Below are 16,374 nucleotides of genomic sequence, written 5' to 3'. Positions count from 1 at the left end.
TCAAACATTCTCTGAAATCAGGTTTAGTTACTGTTCCGGGTAAGCCATCCGATGATTTAGCGATTAAGACTTTACGGAGTATTTTCAAACAAGCTCAATTGAATAAATATCTAGAAGAAGGAGACAATAACTAATGCGTTATGCGATTATTATCGAAAAAGCTGAAAATAACTATTCCGCTTATGTTCCTGATTTACCCGGTTGTGTTACTACAGGTAAAACCCTAGAGGAAATCACAGAAAATATGAAAGAAGCAATTCAATTTCATCTGGATGGATTACAAGAGGAAGGTCTGCCAATTCCCCAACCAGCCACCTATTGCCAGTATATCGAAGCGTAACCGATCACCTGCATCCTGTCCGCGACTTTTATCTGTTAAGTGCGATCGCCGATCTTGTAGGGTGCGTTAACGCGCGTGTAACGCACCGCTAATGTTTGGGATAAAATGGAGAAGTTTCAATGCGATCAAGTCCAAGTGCGATCGCTCTGAGAGATGATCGAGGTCAAGCATGACAGTGCAACAACTTCGTTACAGAGATAGGATAGTAGAATAGAGGGGGCTACCATACGGCTGCTTCAGGCTTTAATTTAGTCTTGTCGATCAGTTATTATCATGAAAGAAAAAGTGTACTTGGATTCCACGGTTCCGAGTTATTACTTTGATGAGCGTGAAGCTCTAAAAACTTTTACCGAAATCACAAGGAAGTGGTGGTCGGAGATGTCCAGTTATTATGATTTATATATTTCGGATGCTGTGCTTCAAGAACTAACCAACGGAAACTATCCGCGTAAAGCTGAAATTATCCATTTGGTTTCGACGATTCCTTTGCTACCGCCGACTTCTGCTCTTGAATAAGTTGTCGAGTTTTATCTTGCCAACTATGTCATGCCAAGGTCTCTTGTGGGCGACGCTCTACATCTTGCCTATGCCAGCTATTTTGACATTCAATATCTCCTTACTTGGAATTGCAACCATCTAGCGAATGCTAACAAACGGAAGCATATTCGCGTTATCAATGCCCGTCTTGGCTTGTCAACACCTGAAATTGTCACACCACTTGAACTATTCAAAGAGGAGAACAACTTATGATCCGCTCAGAGATTTTGCAAGAAAAAGATAAAACTCAAACAAGATTGTCGGAGGAATGCACGTCCATCCATGACTATTTACTGAAGTCTCACATTGCCGCGAAAAAGGCTGCGGAATCCTACGGGTTTACTCTCAAATACGCTGAATTGCCTAACTTGCCATCATCTTAACTCAAATTGAGATCGCTTAAAGGTGATCGCCTTGCCTCCTAGGTTGAGTTGAGCGAAACAATACGGGGTCGAAAATGGCTCAATTCGATTGAAAAAGCGCAACCCAACCACCTCAACGGTTGTTATTACTTATATAATAGACTACATAAGCTTTATTGATCGCTTTTTTCTATGTCCGAATCAGCTGCTGGAATTTCTGTTTCCAAACCCCAAAATATCTGGAAACGACAAGTTAAAGTCAATCTGAGAAGTCTCTTTAGTACCCTGGGAAAAGCCGCTCTTAACGGGGCATTTTTGCAGTGGGATGATCTGGCCGAAAATGGAGTAGAAGTTTTAGATGATCTTGGTTTAAGTCGGACTCCGGGGGAATTAGCGGGTTTATTAATAAGTCAATCGCTAATGAAAGCGATGAAAGGATTACTTAAAAGTAATGCTGATTTACTGCCCCAAGAAGTTGAAAAGCTGCCTTTAAAAGAACTTTACCGTCAGATTACCGACTTTTTAGAAGAGCCGGAATTAATTCTCGATCAAGATTTTTTTGAGCATCCCGAAAGATTACCTATAGTCGCACCAATCCAAGCAGCTTTTTTACGGTGGTTAACAACAAATAATTTAATCAGTAATTCCCAGGAAGCGAAGAGCCTAAGTAACCGTTTACCAGCTTATTTTGTCTTAGCATTGCAGGAACAATGGAAAGATAAACGAGATGAATACAGTCTGCTTTTAGATGAAATCGACACTCCTTTTAACAATGCTTGGAAACGAGAAAGAGGCTGGTTACATTATCGAGCTTGGTTGCAAAAACAGATCGATGAACCTATTTTTTGGGAAACCTTTAGTTTAAAGCAAATTTATGTACCTCTACGGGGATTTTATGAAGAAGAAATCAAAGCCACCACAGACACAGATTACCATCGAGAGCCATCATTTAAACGCATTGTTATCAAGCTCCAAGAGCAGTTAGAAACATGGTTAGAAGCGGCAAAATCCGATGATGCTATCCGTTTATTGACCGGTGGGCCGGGTAGTGGAAAATCCTCCTTTTGTAAGGTATTTGCTGCCCAACAAGCTCGCTTAGAAAAACAAGTTTTATATATTCCCTTGCATCGCTTGAGTTTCTCCACCGATTTAGTAACAGCAGTTCAAACTTTTGTTCAACATGACGGTTTTTTACCAGAAAATCCCCTAGAACCGAGGGATCAAGATTTAAAATTACTAATTATCTTTGATGGCTTAGATGAGCTATCTATGCAGGGAAAAATCGCCCAAGAAGTCGCCCAAAATTTTATTAATGAAGTACGAGAACAGGTCAAAAGTTTTAATAACAATAAAACCCGTTTACAAGTGTTGATTAGTGGGCGTGATGTGGTGGTACAATCCAATAAAAATAATTTTAAAAAACCTCAGCAAATTATCACCATTTTACCCTATTGGGTTGATAAAAGCGATGATTTTAGCGATGTCGATAACTTATTAAAAGTCGATCAACGTCATCAATGGTGGCAACAGTATGGGCAAGCTAAAGGGAAAAACTATGCACAATTACCGCCGGAATTATCGGGGAAAAATTTACAAGAAATTACCGCTCAACCGCTATTAAATTATCTTATTGCTCTCACTTTTGAACGAGGCGAGGTTCAATTTTCCCAAGAAACTAACCTCAATAATATTTATGACAATTTGCTCAAGGCAGTCTATGAGCGAGGTTATGAAAAAAATAGTCCAGGCCACCGGGCTATAGAAGGGATTACAGAAAAAGATTTTGTGCTAATTTTAATGGAAATTGCCCTTTCCTGTTGGCATGGTAACGGTAGAACCACCACCGTTATAGAGATTAAAGAACATTGTGAAAATAATGGCTTAAAAAATCTCCTAAAAAATTTCCAAGATAGTTTTCAAAGCGATTCCCAAGGGAGTATTACCCGTCTTTTAACAGCCTTTTATTTTCGAGAAAGTGGCGATTTACGAGGCAGCGAAAAAACCTTTGAATTTACCCATAAAAGTTTTGGTGAATATTTAACTGCCCGCAGAATTGTTGACCGAGTTAAGCAAATTCATAAGAAATTACAAGACAGTGAAAATGATTATGACAATGACTACGATCCCAGACAAGCTTTAATTACCTGGGCGACTTTATGCGGACCGACGGCAATAGATGAATATCTTTTTAGTTTTATTGTCAATCAAATGCAATTACAGTCCCCAGATGAAGTGAAACAGTGGCAGAAAACTCTGGGTCATTTAATTGAATATCTTTTGGACAAAGGAATGCCGATGGAGGGTTTAAAAAACCGCCCCAATTTTCAGGAGGAAATGCGACAGGCACGCAATGCCGAGGAAGCTTTATTAGCGGTATTTAATGCCTGTGGGCGAGTCACCAAAGAAATTTCTTCCATTCAATGGCCTTCTCCTGAAGCTTTCGGCAATTGGTTAGCCCGTCTTCAGGGACAAAGAATAGATTATAAGCCTATGTTTGTGTTAGATTGCCTCAGTTTTCTTGATTTACAAAACTGTCTGTTGATACATCGAGATCTTTGCGGGGCAAATCTTTACATGGCAAATCTTGCAGGGGCAGATATTGGAGGGGCTAATCTTGATGTGGCAAATCTTTACATGGCAAATCTTGAAAGGGCAGAGCTTCAAAGGGCAGAGCTTCCAGGGACAGATATTGCAGGGGCAAATCTTCAATGGGTAAATCTTCAATGGGCAAATCTTGAAGCGGCAAATCTTGCAGGGGCAAATCTTGCAGGGGCATATCTTGCAGGGGCAAATCTTTACGGGGCAAATCTTGAAGGGGCAAATCTTGAAGGGGCAAATCTTGAAGGGGCAAATCTTGAAGGGGCTAATTTTAAAGATGCTAACGTCAAAGGGACGATTCTCGATACGGAAGTTAAAACCGAGTGACTCTTCTAGGTTCTGTGTGATAAGTTTAACTTACAATATGATCGATCAGTCTTTGTGTCCTTTGTGTCTTTGTGGTTCGTTCCACCCCCTCGCTAGGAAGAATGTATCTTAGAATACATTTTACCCACCAAACCCAAGAGAGCCGATTATCTGGTGAGTGGGGATAAATCGGATTTGCTAAAACTAGCCTCGTAGGGTGTGTTAATAAAGTATTGACAATGTAAATACATCCTGCCTACACTACAAGTATGGATGTCTATTTTGTCCTCAGTGGCATTACTTTTGTTTGGAATGACGAGAAATCTAGGATTAACCCGATCAACCATGACGGTATTATGAAAGTTGAGGCATTAAAAAAACGACTGGAGAGAAATCGCCCTATGACTACAATCACGATTCCTATTCCCGAAGATGTGATTGAAGATTTAAAGCGGGTTGCACCGTTGCTTGGTTTCTCAGGTTATCAACCTTTGATGCGTGCTTACATTGGACAAGGGCTGCGTGCGGATTTGGAGCGTCTAGAGGGAGATACAATTTCTGCTCTCGTTGCTAGTTTGAAGCGTCATGGTGTAAGTGATGAAGTGCTGCAAGAAGCGTTGAGTGAAGTTACTCCGCGTTAGTCTAGGTTTTTAGTTGTAGTGCGATCGCTTGTAGAACGTAGAGTTTTATTGAAGATATTCTCATCATAACCCCCCGTCAAGCCTTAGATATTCTTCAACAGCTTATCCCTACCTAGGATGAAAATAATTATAAATTTCCTTAGCTAATTGTTCCCCAATTCCTGTCACCTGTTGCAATTGTTCTAGGGAAGCTTCGCGAATATAATCCACCGAATGAAAATTAGCTAATAACTCCTTTTGTCGCTTAAAACCTAACCCCGGTATCTCATCCAAACGGGAACGGCGACTTTTTTGCATCCTTTGTTGTCGGTGAAAACTAACAGCAAAGCGGTGCGCTTCATCCCTGACTCGACGCAATAATTGCACTCCGGGTTGTTCCTTATCTGTCTCTAAAGGAGAGGATTCTCCTGGTAAAAAAATCTCCTCTCTCTGTTTAGCTAAACTAACAACTTTTACCTGTTCTAATAAATTCATCTCCCCTAAAACTGTCACCACTGCCGATAATTGTCCTTTTCCCCCATCAATCATAACCAAATCGGGAAAATCATCACTTTCGGCAATATTATCGGTATTTTCGGCATAACGACGGAAACGCCGGCGAATTACCTCTGCTAAACTGGCAAAATCATCGGAATGGCCGATTTTAACCTCGGGATTTTTGATTTTATAGTGACGATAATGTTGATTAGCGGCCACCCCATCGATAAACACCACTCCCGACGCGACTGCATTAGAACCCTGAATATGAGAAATATCATAACCCTCGATGCGGTGGGGTAGTGCCGGTAAATCGAGAATTACCGCTAAATCCTGCAAAGACTGTAAATCCCGGTCGGCGCTTCTTTTCGTCTTTTCTAACTCATAAAGAGCGTTTTTCTCGACCATAGCTAATAAATCCGCTTTACTTTGCCGTTGGGGGACAGTTAACTCGACTTTGCGACCTTTTTTTTCCCTTAACCACCCCGCTAACACCTCACCTTCCGGTAATTCGCAGGGTAACAGGATTTCGCTGGGAATTTCCACCCCTTCCACCGATAAATAATGTTCTTCTAGGACTTTTTGCAGGATTTCTCCCTCGTTTGCTGACTGACTATCGGCAAAAAATCCCAAACGTCCCACCAAACGACCAGAACGCACTTGGAATAATTGTATGCAACAATGCTGCTCGTCCTTAGCTAAAGCGATCGCGTCCCGGGATACGGTATCATCAGGTAAAGAGACTTTTTGATCGGTATTAAGAGCCTGTAATCCGCGAATTTGATCCCTAATCGTGGCCGCTTTTTCAAAATCTAGGTTTTCCGACGCTTCTAGCATCTTTGCTGCTAATTTCTCTAATAATTCCCCCGTCCTTCCCTGAAAAATCATCGCCACTTTCTGCAAGGTTTCCCGATAATCTTGGGGACTGATTAATTTTTGACAAACCCCCGGACAACGACCGATATCATAATTTAAACAGGGACGGTCTTTAAACAGAGGTTGGGGACGTTGACGCAGGGGAAAAGTGCGTTTAATTAGATGTAAAGTGTAGCGCAGCAGCCTAGTATCGACGTAGGGACCATAATAACGGTCTTTTTGGTTATTTATGCTCCGTTTGCGGGTAATAAAAATGCGCGGGTAGGTTTCCGACCAAGTAATACAAATGTATGGATATTTTTTATCGTCCTTGAGGAGAGTATTAAAATGGGGCTGATGTTGTTTAATCAGATTAGCTTCTAGGGCCAAGGATTCTGCTTCCGTGTCGGTGACGATAAATTCAATTTCTGTCACCTGTCGCACCATCAAAGCAATGCGGGGACTAAGGGGTTGACTGGGACGAAAATAGGAACGGACTCTAGACCGGAGTTTTTTGGATTTACCGATGTAGAGAATTTCGCCATTTTGGTCGCGCAGGAAGTACACCCCCGGTTCGAGGGGAATTTCCCGAAGACGATTTTCTAGGCGATCGAGGTCTTGGATTAGGGTAGAGTTAAGATTATTCCCGAACATCTTTTTATATTAGGGTTTGCGGCAAAAAGTTTGTCTTGGGTGTGGGGTGTGGGGTGTAGGGTGTGGGGTGTAGGGTTTTACCGATTTTCAGGGAAAAAGTCCAGGAATTTTCCCCCCCATTACTCCAATGGCCGGTACTTTTGGATTGCAAAAAGGTCTAAAAGTCTTATCGAACAATGTTTTTAGATTTATTCAGCAAACCCTATATTAGACAAAAAAATTACGTCAGTGGGTATTAGCTGACGTTTGGCAAGATATTCGGGGCAAATCTTCACAAAAATTAATAGGCTTCCGATTCGATTTGCTTAATCGGGACGAAACACTCTCCGGGGAGAAGAATCGGTTTATTGTTAAAAATCAATTGGCCGCGATGATTGTCGCGGTTAATAGCGACACCGAAAGGACGTTTACTAACTCGGCTATTGAGGGTACAGTAGATGCGATAAATGCGTCTGGCTGCCCGTAAGACAGTAGGATCTAACAAAATTGGGATTTCCATATCGACACGCTGTTGTTCTGTTTTCTCGGATAGGGCCACCATATCACTCGTCTCCCCACGATTAAATTGAGATATTTATTAAATCAATGGTATATGACGATTTCCGAATTATGCCACTTTTGTTATGATTCTAAAACTTTCAGGATGGCCTGGCCCATAGCTTGGCATCCCACCAAGGTCATACCTTCTGAGAAAATATCTCCAGTACGATAACCGAGGTCTAAGACTTTTTCTACGGCTTTTTCCAGTGCTGCTGCCGCTAAAGGCTGATTTAGCCCATATTTTAACATCATAGCAGCACTGAGAATCTGGGCGATCGGATTGGCTTTATCTTGGCCGGCGATATCCGGGGCCGAACCGTGGACGGGTTCAAAAACTCCCACCCCAGCAGTCCCTAAACTAGCGGAGGGTAACATTCCGATACTACCGGTTAACATGGCCGCTTCATCGGAGAGAATATCACCGAATAAATTGCCCGTGACGATAGTATCAAATTGTTTGGGGGCCCGGACTAACTGCATGGCTGCGTTATCGACGTAGAGATGGGAAAGTTCCACATCGGGATAATTAGCGGCGATTTTCGTCATCCGGTCGCGCCAGAGTTGGGAAACATCAAGAACATTAGCTTTATCGACGGAACAGAGTTTCTTGCCGCGTTTTTGGGCAATTTCAAAGGCTACCTTAGCGATGCGGTCCACCTCCGATTCTAAGTAAACCATGGTATTTACACCGCATTTTTCTCCCGTTTCTGTCTCAAAAATCCCCTTCGGTTGACCGAAATAGACACCCCCGGTCAATTCCCGGACGACCATGATATCCACTCCCTCGATAATCTCCCGTTTGAGACTAGAAGCGTCGATTAATTGCGGAAAAATGGTGGCAGGACGTAAATTAGCAAAAAGACCTAAACCAGATCTTAAGCCTAATAATCCGGTTTCCGGCCTTTGCTGCCGGGGCAAATTATCCCATTTATAACCCCCAATAGCGGCCAGGAGAACAGCATCACTATTTTTACAGGCGCTCAGGGTTGCTTCGGGGAGAGGATTGCCGGTTTCATCAATGGCTGCCCCTCCAATTAAAGCGGTTTGGAAGTCAAACTGGAGGTCAAATTTTTTACCGATGACTTTCAGTATCTCTACGGTGACAGCGAGGATTTCCGGCCCGATGCCATCGCCGGGTAGTAGGGTAATGCGATACTGTTGCGTCATAGTTCTAGAACGGTAAAATAGGTCAGACTCTTGATTATAACATAGTTAGGGTTGGCTGAATAAATCTAAAAACCTTGTTGGATAAGGCTTTTAGACTTTTTTCCCATCAAAAAGTGCCAGCGATTGCAGTGATTGGGAGGAAAATTCCGGGACTTTTTCCCTGAAAATCGGTAAAATCCTACACCCTACACCCAGGAAAAACTTTTTGCCGCAAACCCTAATTAAAGGGGCAGTTAATCCCCAATAACTAGACTAATTCCACATGGGAATCGTCCCCAATCATAAAGCGTAAAGCTTTTGGACGTTGGGGGGCGATTTCTAATTTTGCCCGTCGTCCGATAACACTATCAACTATGCGCTGATGAATGCCAATAATCGTGGCATCTTTGAGAATTACACTGTGTTCTATGTCGGCATCAATTAATTTTACTCCATTAGCTATACTGCTGTAGGGACCGATAAAACAATTCTCAATGTGACAATTTTCTCCAATAATGACAGGACCGCGAATGGTACTATTAATAATTTTACTACCCTGACCAATTTGTACCCGTCCGATCACCTGACTATTAGCATCAATTTCTCCCTGTAAAGCGATTTCTAGACTGGTATCGAGGATAATCCGATTTGCTTCTAATAAATCATCTTTTTTACCGGTATCTAACCACCAACCCAGTAGTTTATTGGCTTCTACTGCTTTATTTTGATTGATTAATTCTTGGATAGCGTCGGTAATTTCTAACTCACCCCGGCCCGAAGGTTGAATAGATGCGATCGCTTGGTGAATGGTGGGGGCAAAAAAATAAATCCCCACCAAAGCTAAATTTGAGGGGGGTTCTTTGGGTTTTTCGACTAAGTATAAAACTTTGCCGGTTTCATCTACTTTTGCCACCCCAAAAGCACTAGGATTAGAGACTTTTCGCAATAGAATTAAAGCATCAAGGGACTGTTTTTGGAAAGAGTCTAAAAAGGGCGATAAATCATCCTCGATTAGGTTATCACCCAAGTACATAATAAAGGGGGAATCTCCTAGGAAAGATTGGGCAGTTTTAACCGCGTGAGCTAATCCTGCCGGTTGATCTTGGCGAATATAAGTTATCTTAGCGCCAAACTGTTCACCATTGCCCGTGGTCTGACGAATTTCTTCCCCAGTTTCGGGACTGATAATAATGCCAATATCGGTAATTCCTGCGGCGACAATTGACTCGATTCCATACCATAAAATCGGTTTATTGGCCACGGGAACTAACTGTTTTGCCCCAGTATAAGTTAGGGGACGTAACCTCGTACCTTTACCACCGGATAAAATTAGTGCTTTCATAGTTTTAAAGATTAAATAGTTGGTTGAGCATAGCTTTGAGAGAATCTCGCCAATAGGGAGGAATATAATCCAATTGTTGCGAGATTTTTTGACTGGAAAGAACCGAATAGGCCGGACGCACTGCTGGGGTAGGATATTCAGCAGTAGTAATGGGAATTACTCTCTGAATTTTTAAGGGAATACCGCTTATTTTTGCCTCCTCAAAAATCGCTTTAGTTAAATCAAACCAACTGGCGACACCGCTATTAGTAAAATTATAGATTCCTGGGGGATTATCGACATTAATTAGAAGGTGAGTAATGGCCGTGGCGATATCTTTTGCCCAAGTGGGACTTCCCACCTGATCAACAACTACTTTTAACTCCTCTCTTTCCTTGCCTAATCTCAGCATAGTTTTGACAAAATTACTTTTGCCATAACTGCCGTAAACCCAAGCAGTCCGGAGGATAATTGCCTGAGAATTAACAGTTTTAATTTCCTCTTCTCCCCTTAACTTTGATTGTCCATAAACCCCTAAAGGATTAGTTAGATCGGTTTCTAGATAGGGGGTATTTTTTCGACCATCAAAGACATAATCGGTAGAAATATGGAGAAATTTAGCTTTAATTTTCTCGGCAGATTCCGCCATGATTTTTGGAGCTATAGAATTGATAGAATAGGCTAAATCTGGTTCGGTTTCGGCTTTATCCACTGCCGTATAAGCGGCGGCATTAACCAGATAATCGGGGTGAATTTCCCTAATTAACTGGCTGATTTTTTCCGAGTTAGTTAAATCTAGTTCTTCTCGACCGATACTAATAACTTCGCCCAAGTATGGCAAAGTTACCTGTAACTCTTGTCCTACCTGACCTTTAGCACCAATTAGTAAAACTTTTTTCATCGTCTTTAGGGGAAAACTTCCACGGATTTAAAGGGTTGTCCAGCTTGGTCTTTAGGGGAGAGAATCGGGGGGGTCTCTAGAGGCCAATCAATCCCTAAATCGGCATCATTCCATAAAATAGTTTTTTCGTACTTTGGATAATAATAATTAGTGGTTTTGTAGAGAAATTCTGCTCGATCGGAGAGGACTAGAAAGCCATGGGCAAAACCTTCGGGAACCCAGAAAATCCGTTTATTTTCCGCACTTAAAATACAGCCTACCCATTGCCCAAAAGTGGGGGAACTTTGACGCGCATCCACTGCCACATCAAAAACACTACCATTCACCACTCGCACCAGTTTACCCTGGGGATTGGGGATTTGATAGTGCAATCCTCGCAGGACATTTTTTAAGGACATAGAGTGATTATCCTGGACAAAAGTGGTATTAACCCCAGTTTTCTCTCGAAAATCTTTCTGATTAAAACTCTCCAAGAAAAAACCTCGATCGTCTCCGTAAACTTGCGGTTCAATAATTAAAACATCAGGAATTTCCGTCGGAATAACTTTCATAAAATCGGAGACAAGATAACTTTTGCGGGTAGTCTAGCACAAAAGGGCATTTTTTTCTAAAGTTTTTTATTAATCTTTCCCCGGTAACTGAATAATGATAAGATGAGCCTAACTTAGTCAGAGCATAAACGACGTGGTACAAGTCTCTACACACACCGCTACTCAATCTATCCCCGTGGAGGGAGAAGCCTTAAAAAACTGGTTACAGACTAGGGCTAATCAGATTATCGCTGGCGATCGACTCAGTAAGCAAGAGGCCCTAGCTTTAACTGCGATCGAAGGTCAGGAAAATATTTTCAGCTTATGTGAAGCTGCCGATCGCATTCGTCAGGCCTGTTGTGGTAATACGGTGGATTTATGTAGCATTATCAACATAAAATCGGGAAGTTGTTCGGAAAATTGCAGTTTTTGTTCCCAATCCGTCCACCATCCCGGTCAAGATTCGCCTATCTACGGTTTAAAAAGTCGCGAGGAAATCGTCAGCCATGCGAAAGCGGCAGCCGAAGCGGGGGCCAAACGCTTCTGTTTAGTTAGTCAAGGCCGGGGATTAAAGTACAATAGCCCTAAATCGCAGGAATTCGAGGAAATACTGGCCACAGTTCAAGAAATCATCGAAACCGCCAATATTAAACCCTGCTGCGCCCTGGGAGAGTTAACCCTCCCCCAAGCCCAGGCCTTAAAAGAAGCCGGAGTTACCCGTTATAATCACAATCTGGAGGCTTCCGAGAATTTTTATCCTAACGTGGTCTCCACCCACAGTTGGCAGGATCGGGTAGAAACGGTAAAAAACCTGAAAGCGGCGGGAATTCAAGCTTGTACGGGGGGAATTATCGGTATGGGGGAAAGTTGGACTGATCGCATTGATTTAGCTTTTTCTCTGGCGGAATTAGAAGTGGAATCAGTGCCGATTAACCTATTAAACCCCAGAAGTGGCACCCCTTTAGGTCATTTACCCAAACTGGATCCTTTTACTGCCCTAAAAGCGATCGCTATTTTCCGGTTTATCTTACCCCAACAAATCCTCCGTTATGCCGGGGGACGAGAGGCAGTGATGGGAGAATTGCAAAATCTGGGGCTAAAATCGGGAATTAATGCTATGCTGATTGGGCATTATTTGACCACCCTAGGACAACCGCCCCAACAGGATCAGGCGATGTTGGCTGATCTTAGTTTAATAGGAGGAGAAGCCCCCATCCCCGGTGAATACCAACCCCAACAGACAACCTAAATCACGTCGAGGACGAGAATCTCCGCCGCGGCGCACTTCCGCATCGGTTCCCAATGAGTTAATCTGGGCTTTGATTGGCTTGTTGCTGACAATTTTTAGTACATTTGTTCCAGTAAGCCTAGCTAGTTGGTCGGCTGCGGGTCTATCTTCGCAAAAACTAGGCATAACTTACCAAATTGGGGCAGTATTATTAACGGGCTGTCTGGGGGGCAAAAATGCCGGGCTTCTTGCCCAGGTGGCCTATATTTTTCTCGGTTTAACTTGGTTGCCAGTGTTTGCCCAGGGTGGGGGAATGGGTTATCTGAAAGAAGCCAGTTTTGGCTATATTTTAGGCTTTATGCCGGGGGCATGGCTGTGTGGTTGGTTGGCTTTTCGCTGGCGGGCTAAGATAGAAACTCTGGCTTTAAGTGCCTTTGCCGGTTTGTTAGTGATTCATCTGTGCGGTTTATTATATATGCTGGGATTGTCGATTTTTCAGCCCCAAGCCAGTCAAATCACCTTTCCCGATAGTTTGCCCACCCTATTTATGAATTATTCAGTCTGGCCATTTTTAGGGCAGTTAGTAGTAATTTGTGTGGTGGCAATTATTGCCTTTTTCTTCCGTAAATTATTATTTTATTGATGCCAGAGCCAATGTTAAAAAAAAATCGCTGGTTTTGGATAGTGGCGGTGCTTGGTCTAAGTTTAGACCAAGTAACTAAGTATATAACCGTGCAGAGTTTTGAGCAAATCGGTGATACTTTTCCGGTTATTCCGGGGGTTTTTCATTTCACCTATGTGATTAATACTGGGGCGGCTTTTAGTGCTTTTCGGGGCGGTGTTGGTTGGCTCAAATGGCTATCCTTATTAGTTAGTTTGGGATTAATGGCTTTTGCTTACTTTGGACCGCATTTAAGCCGTTGGGAACAATTAGCCTACGGTTTTATTTTAGCAGGGGCTTTCGGCAATGGTATCGATCGCTTTTTGTTTGGTTATGTGGTGGATTTTCTCGATTTTAGATTGATTAATTTTCCTGTTTTTAATCTGGCTGATGTCTTTATTAATATCGGGATTATTTGCCTATTAATTTCTACCTTTCCCCACAAGTCGCCTCGTTCTAAGTAGTGCCTTGGCTCTCTTAGGTTTGGTGGGTAAAATGTATTCACCAAATACAGTCCTGCTGGCGAGGGAGTGGAAGGAACCACTCCAGACACAGAGGACACAAAGATTGATCTATCCTATATCGCTTAAACTTATCACACAGAACCCAGAAGAGCCTTTATCCTCGATCGGGTGAGAATTGCCCACCCGAAAAACTATGCTTCTGTTTCAGAAATAGAGCGATCGAATTTACTAACTAACTGAGGATTTTCTGACCAAGCATCGATAATACTAATATTCCCATTGAGAAAATTCTGTTTAATAGCGCGACGTTGAATTTTGCCACTGGCAGTTTTGAGAATTGTTCCCGATTTAGCTAAAACAATGGCATGGGTCATAATTTCGTGTTCTTCGGCGATTTCCTGACGAATATCAGCAATTAATTCAGCCGTATCTAATTCGCCGCTGCGACGTTCCAATTCCTGGACAATAACTAACTGTTCTTCCCCGTTATCTTCAATAGAAAAAGCGGCGCCATAATCGGGACGAAAAACCTCATTAAGATGCTGTACTGACCATTCTAAATCTTGGGGATAATGATTACTGCCACGGACAATAATTAAATCCTTAATCCGTCCCGTGATATGTAATTCCCCATCGAGAAGAAAACCTAAATCTCCAGTGCGTAAAAACGGTCCTTCTCCTGTATCAGCAAGATAAGCTTGAAAAGTTTCTTTGGTTGCGTCTTCCCGTTGCCAATATCCAGCGGCCATACTGGGGTCACTGGCCCAAATTTCGCCCACTTCATCGGCTGCACAAAGGGTGAAAGTATCGGGATTAACGATGGCTATACGGGTATCACAGACGCGACGACCACAACTGGGGACGTATCTAACTCCCGTGGTTCGATCGGAGCCTACAGGGACAATTTTACCGCGTTCGTAGGCGGTTGCATCCAAAGCGGTAATAATTGGGGTGGTTCCCTTGGGTTTATTGGAAATCAAGAGGGTATATTCAGCTAATCCGTAGGCAGGGGCGAAAGTTTGCCAAGAAAAGCCATAATCGGCAAAAGTATCGACAAATTTGGCCATGACCTTCGGGTTAATCGGTTCGGCGGCATTTCCCGCGGCCTGCCAACTGCTCAGGTCTAATTCCGCTAAATCGGCAGCTTTAATCCTGCGAGTACAAAGATCATAGGCGAAGTTGGGCGCTTGACTATGAGTAACTTTGTACTTAGTAATATTTTTTAACCACTGCATCGGACGCTTAATAAAAGCAAAGGGAGACATGAGATAGCAGGGTGTACCGTTGTAGAGGGGGACGGTGATACCCTCGACTAACCCGTAATCGTGAAAATAGGGCATCCAAGTGAGGGTAACGCTATCCGGTTCGTAACCACAAGCTTTTTGCAAGTAACCGCAATGGTGCATCAGGTTAAAATGACTTAACATCACTCCTTTGGGGATATTAGTCGAACCGGAGGTATATTGCAGATAGGCAAGCGCCGATTTATCCACCTGGGGATCTTGCCATTGGTCCGCCAGGGAAATATCAATTCTTTCGGTAGTAATCCATTTCATTTGGTCGAATTCTGGGAATTCTTCCTTAACACCTTCAATAAGAGTCAGAATACTTTCGGTAACTAAGGCAAAGGTGGCATTAGCATCCTTGACAATTGCGCGTAAACGGGGCAGAGTGCGCTTAAGTCGTCCCGATTCCGGTGGGGGGACGGGAATGGCAATCACTCCCGCGTAGAGACAACCACAAAAAGCGGCCACTACTTCTAAACTTTGAGGATAGAGTAACAGGGCCCGTTCTCCCAGCGCCTGGTATTTTTGCAAATAGGCGGCGATTGCTCTTGCTTGGCGATCGAGTTCACTGTAGGTTAAAGGTGGGGTTTCTTTTTTGCCATCAATAAGAAAAGTGTAGGCATGGCCCTCTGGTTGTGCCGTGGCGCGGTAACGTAAGAGTTCTACTAGGGTGGCAGGTTGAATTAAGGTTTCAGTCATCGTTGTTATCGGACTTATTGGGGCTATTGTATAGAAGTTTTAAGGTGCGGAGGGCGATCGGTCAAGGTATAGGATTAAGTTATTGGTTGGCTCTCTTAGGTTTGGTGGGTAAAATGTATTCTAAGATACAGTCCTGCTGGCGAGCGAGTGGAAGGAACCACAAAGACACAAAGGACACAGAGATTGATCACTCCTGTATAAGTTAAACTTATCACACAAAGAAGAAGAGAGCCTATTAGCTGAAATCCCCCCGCCTTATCTCTGCAATTGTGAGAAAAAAGCTATAATTAATCAATCCTAAAATACCGGGAAAAAGTCATGACAGCCCTAGACATAATCCCAGAAGTTGCCTATCCCCCCACAGATTTATGGAGTGATGAACCACCATTGGAAAGTGATCTACACCTGCAACAGATCATCATTCTCCTTAGTTGTCTAGAATTATTATGGCGCGAGAGGAGTGATTACTACGCTTCGGGAAATCTAACCATCTACTACAACGCGGAACAACTAAAAAAACGTGATTTCTGTGGTCCTGATTTTTTTGTGGTTTTAGATACCGAAAAACGCCCCCGCAAAAGTTGGGTGGTTTGGGGAGAACAGGGTAAATATCCAGATGTAATTGTCGAAATTCTCTCCGATTCTACGGCCAATATTGACCGCAATAACAAGAAAATTCTCTATCAAAATACCTTTCGCACTCCTAATTATTTTTGGTTCGATCCTAATACTTTAGAATTGCAAGGATTTAGACTAATTGGGGGACAATATCAAGCCATTTCTCCCAATGACCGGGGTTATCTGTGGAGTGAACAGTTAGGATTATAT

At 42.9% G+C, this 16,374-nt stretch carries 17 protein-coding genes; 10 read left to right on the top strand and 7 right to left on the bottom strand.

Going from position 1 to position 16,374, the window contains the following annotated elements; translation table 11 throughout:
• Positions 1 to 11: 11 nt before the first annotated feature.
• The 6 genes from IM507_RS17870 to IM507_RS17845 all read left to right on the top strand — a co-directional run bounded on the left by IM507_RS17870 (position 12) and on the right by IM507_RS17845 (position 4,784).
• Positions 12 to 134, top strand: a complete 123-nt coding sequence (locus tag IM507_RS17870; protein WP_287637457.1) for a type II toxin-antitoxin system HicA family toxin — start codon at positions 12 to 14, stop codon at positions 132 to 134.
• A complete protein-coding gene (locus IM507_RS17865) occupies positions 134 to 340 on the top strand; it encodes a type II toxin-antitoxin system HicB family antitoxin (protein ID WP_002743279.1) in 207 nt (68 codons plus the stop codon). Before IM507_RS17870 ends, IM507_RS17865 begins: the two co-directional genes overlap by 1 nt.
• Positions 341 to 613: 273 nt before the next feature.
• A complete protein-coding gene (locus tag IM507_RS17860; RefSeq protein ID WP_287637454.1) occupies positions 614 to 856 on the top strand; it encodes a PIN domain-containing protein in 243 nt (80 codons plus the stop codon).
• Between the two features lie 230 nt (positions 857 to 1,086).
• Positions 1,087 to 1,260, top strand: coding sequence for a hypothetical protein (locus IM507_RS17855; RefSeq protein WP_002742412.1), 174 nt, complete (start codon positions 1,087 to 1,089; stop codon positions 1,258 to 1,260).
• 171 nt (positions 1,261 to 1,431) lie between these two features.
• A complete protein-coding gene (locus IM507_RS17850; RefSeq protein WP_287637453.1) occupies positions 1,432 to 4,164 on the top strand; it encodes an NACHT domain-containing protein in 2,733 nt (910 codons plus the stop codon).
• 335 nt (positions 4,165 to 4,499) lie between these two features.
• The gene (locus tag IM507_RS17845) at positions 4,500 to 4,784 is read left to right on the top strand and encodes a hypothetical protein (protein WP_287637455.1); all 285 of its coding nucleotides are present in this window, start codon (positions 4,500 to 4,502) and stop codon (positions 4,782 to 4,784) included.
• 108 nt (positions 4,785 to 4,892) lie between these two features.
• Here the strand turns inward: IM507_RS17845 and uvrC are convergent, their stop codons facing one another.
• From uvrC to rfbC, 6 genes are all read right to left on the bottom strand, one after another.
• Positions 4,893 to 6,770 carry an excinuclease ABC subunit UvrC gene (uvrC, locus tag IM507_RS17840; protein WP_287637452.1) on the bottom strand — a complete coding sequence of 626 codons (1,878 nt, stop codon included), beginning with the start codon at positions 6,768 to 6,770 and terminating at the stop codon, positions 4,893 to 4,895.
• A 280-nt stretch (positions 6,771 to 7,050) separates the two neighbouring features.
• Positions 7,051 to 7,311 (bottom strand): hypothetical protein, encoded by a 261-nt coding sequence (locus IM507_RS17835; protein WP_002734814.1) that lies wholly within the window; start codon positions 7,309 to 7,311, stop codon positions 7,051 to 7,053.
• 80 nt (positions 7,312 to 7,391) lie between these two features.
• On the bottom strand, positions 7,392 to 8,477 hold the full coding sequence (gene leuB, locus IM507_RS17830) for a 3-isopropylmalate dehydrogenase (protein WP_123230197.1): 1,086 nt from the start codon (positions 8,475 to 8,477) through the stop codon (positions 7,392 to 7,394).
• Between the two features lie 247 nt (positions 8,478 to 8,724).
• A complete protein-coding gene (locus IM507_RS17825) occupies positions 8,725 to 9,798 on the bottom strand; it encodes a glucose-1-phosphate thymidylyltransferase (RefSeq protein ID WP_069474544.1) in 1,074 nt (357 codons plus the stop codon).
• Between the two features lie 4 nt (positions 9,799 to 9,802).
• A complete protein-coding gene (gene rfbD, locus IM507_RS17820; protein ID WP_002733969.1) occupies positions 9,803 to 10,678 on the bottom strand; it encodes a dTDP-4-dehydrorhamnose reductase in 876 nt (291 codons plus the stop codon).
• Between the two features lie 5 nt (positions 10,679 to 10,683).
• Positions 10,684 to 11,229 carry a dTDP-4-dehydrorhamnose 3,5-epimerase gene (rfbC, locus tag IM507_RS17815; RefSeq protein ID WP_287637450.1) on the bottom strand — a complete coding sequence of 182 codons (546 nt, stop codon included), beginning with the start codon at positions 11,227 to 11,229 and terminating at the stop codon, positions 10,684 to 10,686.
• A 133-nt stretch (positions 11,230 to 11,362) separates the two neighbouring features.
• Between rfbC and bioB the strand changes: the two genes are divergently transcribed.
• From bioB to lspA, 3 genes are read left to right on the top strand one after another with little or no spacing between them, the layout of a single operon-like run.
• A complete protein-coding gene (bioB, locus tag IM507_RS17810) occupies positions 11,363 to 12,457 on the top strand; it encodes a biotin synthase BioB (protein ID WP_287637448.1) in 1,095 nt (364 codons plus the stop codon).
• Positions 12,429 to 13,079: a biotin transporter BioY gene (locus IM507_RS17805; RefSeq protein WP_002732446.1), complete on the top strand. Its 651-nt coding sequence runs from the start codon at positions 12,429 to 12,431 to the stop codon at positions 13,077 to 13,079. The genes bioB and IM507_RS17805 overlap by 29 nt, the downstream gene beginning before the upstream one ends.
• A gap of 11 nt (positions 13,080 to 13,090) precedes the next feature.
• Positions 13,091 to 13,561, top strand: a complete 471-nt coding sequence (gene lspA, locus IM507_RS17800) for a signal peptidase II (protein ID WP_002742430.1) — start codon at positions 13,091 to 13,093, stop codon at positions 13,559 to 13,561.
• A gap of 191 nt (positions 13,562 to 13,752) precedes the next feature.
• On the opposite strand, the gene IM507_RS17795 is transcribed toward lspA, so the two are convergent.
• Positions 13,753 to 15,546 carry a fatty acyl-AMP ligase gene (locus tag IM507_RS17795; RefSeq protein ID WP_123230200.1) on the bottom strand — a complete coding sequence of 598 codons (1,794 nt, stop codon included), beginning with the start codon at positions 15,544 to 15,546 and terminating at the stop codon, positions 13,753 to 13,755.
• 318 nt (positions 15,547 to 15,864) lie between these two features.
• Here IM507_RS17795 and IM507_RS17790 point away from each other — a divergent pair.
• Positions 15,865 to 16,374 (top strand): Uma2 family endonuclease (locus IM507_RS17790; protein ID WP_287637445.1); only part of this gene is annotated, 510 nt, incomplete at its 3' end.

Origin of the sequence: Microcystis sp. M20BS1 (assembly GCF_020245305.1) — a bacterium.
Lineage (GTDB): Bacteria > Cyanobacteriota > Cyanobacteriia > Cyanobacteriales > Microcystaceae > Microcystis > Microcystis ichthyoblabe_A.
The sequence above is the reverse complement of the archived record's forward strand: the minus strand, read 5'-3'. Positions and strand labels throughout refer to the sequence as shown.

What these genes read in the sequence shown, in the direction of transcription:
- IM507_RS17865 (WP_002743279.1), top strand. Translation starts at nt 134, where the DNA reads ATGCGTTATGCGATTATTATCGAAAAAGCTGAAAATAACTATTCCGCT.
- IM507_RS17860 (WP_287637454.1), top strand. Translation starts at nt 614, where the DNA reads ATGAAAGAAAAAGTGTACTTGGATTCCACGGTTCCGAGTTATTACTTT.
- IM507_RS17855 (WP_002742412.1), top strand. Translation starts at nt 1,087, where the DNA reads ATGATCCGCTCAGAGATTTTGCAAGAAAAAGATAAAACTCAAACAAGA.
- IM507_RS17850 (WP_287637453.1), top strand. Translation starts at nt 1,432, where the DNA reads ATGTCCGAATCAGCTGCTGGAATTTCTGTTTCCAAACCCCAAAATATC.
- IM507_RS17845 (WP_287637455.1), top strand. Translation starts at nt 4,500, where the DNA reads ATGAAAGTTGAGGCATTAAAAAAACGACTGGAGAGAAATCGCCCTATG.
- uvrC (WP_287637452.1), bottom strand. Translation starts at nt 6,770, where the DNA reads ATGTTCGGGAATAATCTTAACTCTACCCTAATCCAAGACCTCGATCGC.
- IM507_RS17835 (WP_002734814.1), bottom strand. Translation starts at nt 7,311, where the DNA reads ATGGTGGCCCTATCCGAGAAAACAGAACAACAGCGTGTCGATATGGAA.
- leuB (WP_123230197.1), bottom strand. Translation starts at nt 8,477, where the DNA reads ATGACGCAACAGTATCGCATTACCCTACTACCCGGCGATGGCATCGGG.
- IM507_RS17825 (WP_069474544.1), bottom strand. Translation starts at nt 9,798, where the DNA reads ATGAAAGCACTAATTTTATCCGGTGGTAAAGGTACGAGGTTACGTCCC.
- rfbD (WP_002733969.1), bottom strand. Translation starts at nt 10,678, where the DNA reads ATGAAAAAAGTTTTACTAATTGGTGCTAAAGGTCAGGTAGGACAAGAG.
- rfbC (WP_287637450.1), bottom strand. Translation starts at nt 11,229, where the DNA reads ATGAAAGTTATTCCGACGGAAATTCCTGATGTTTTAATTATTGAACCG.
- lspA (WP_002742430.1), top strand. Translation starts at nt 13,091, where the DNA reads ATGTTAAAAAAAAATCGCTGGTTTTGGATAGTGGCGGTGCTTGGTCTA.
- IM507_RS17795 (WP_123230200.1), bottom strand. Translation starts at nt 15,546, where the DNA reads ATGACTGAAACCTTAATTCAACCTGCCACCCTAGTAGAACTCTTACGT.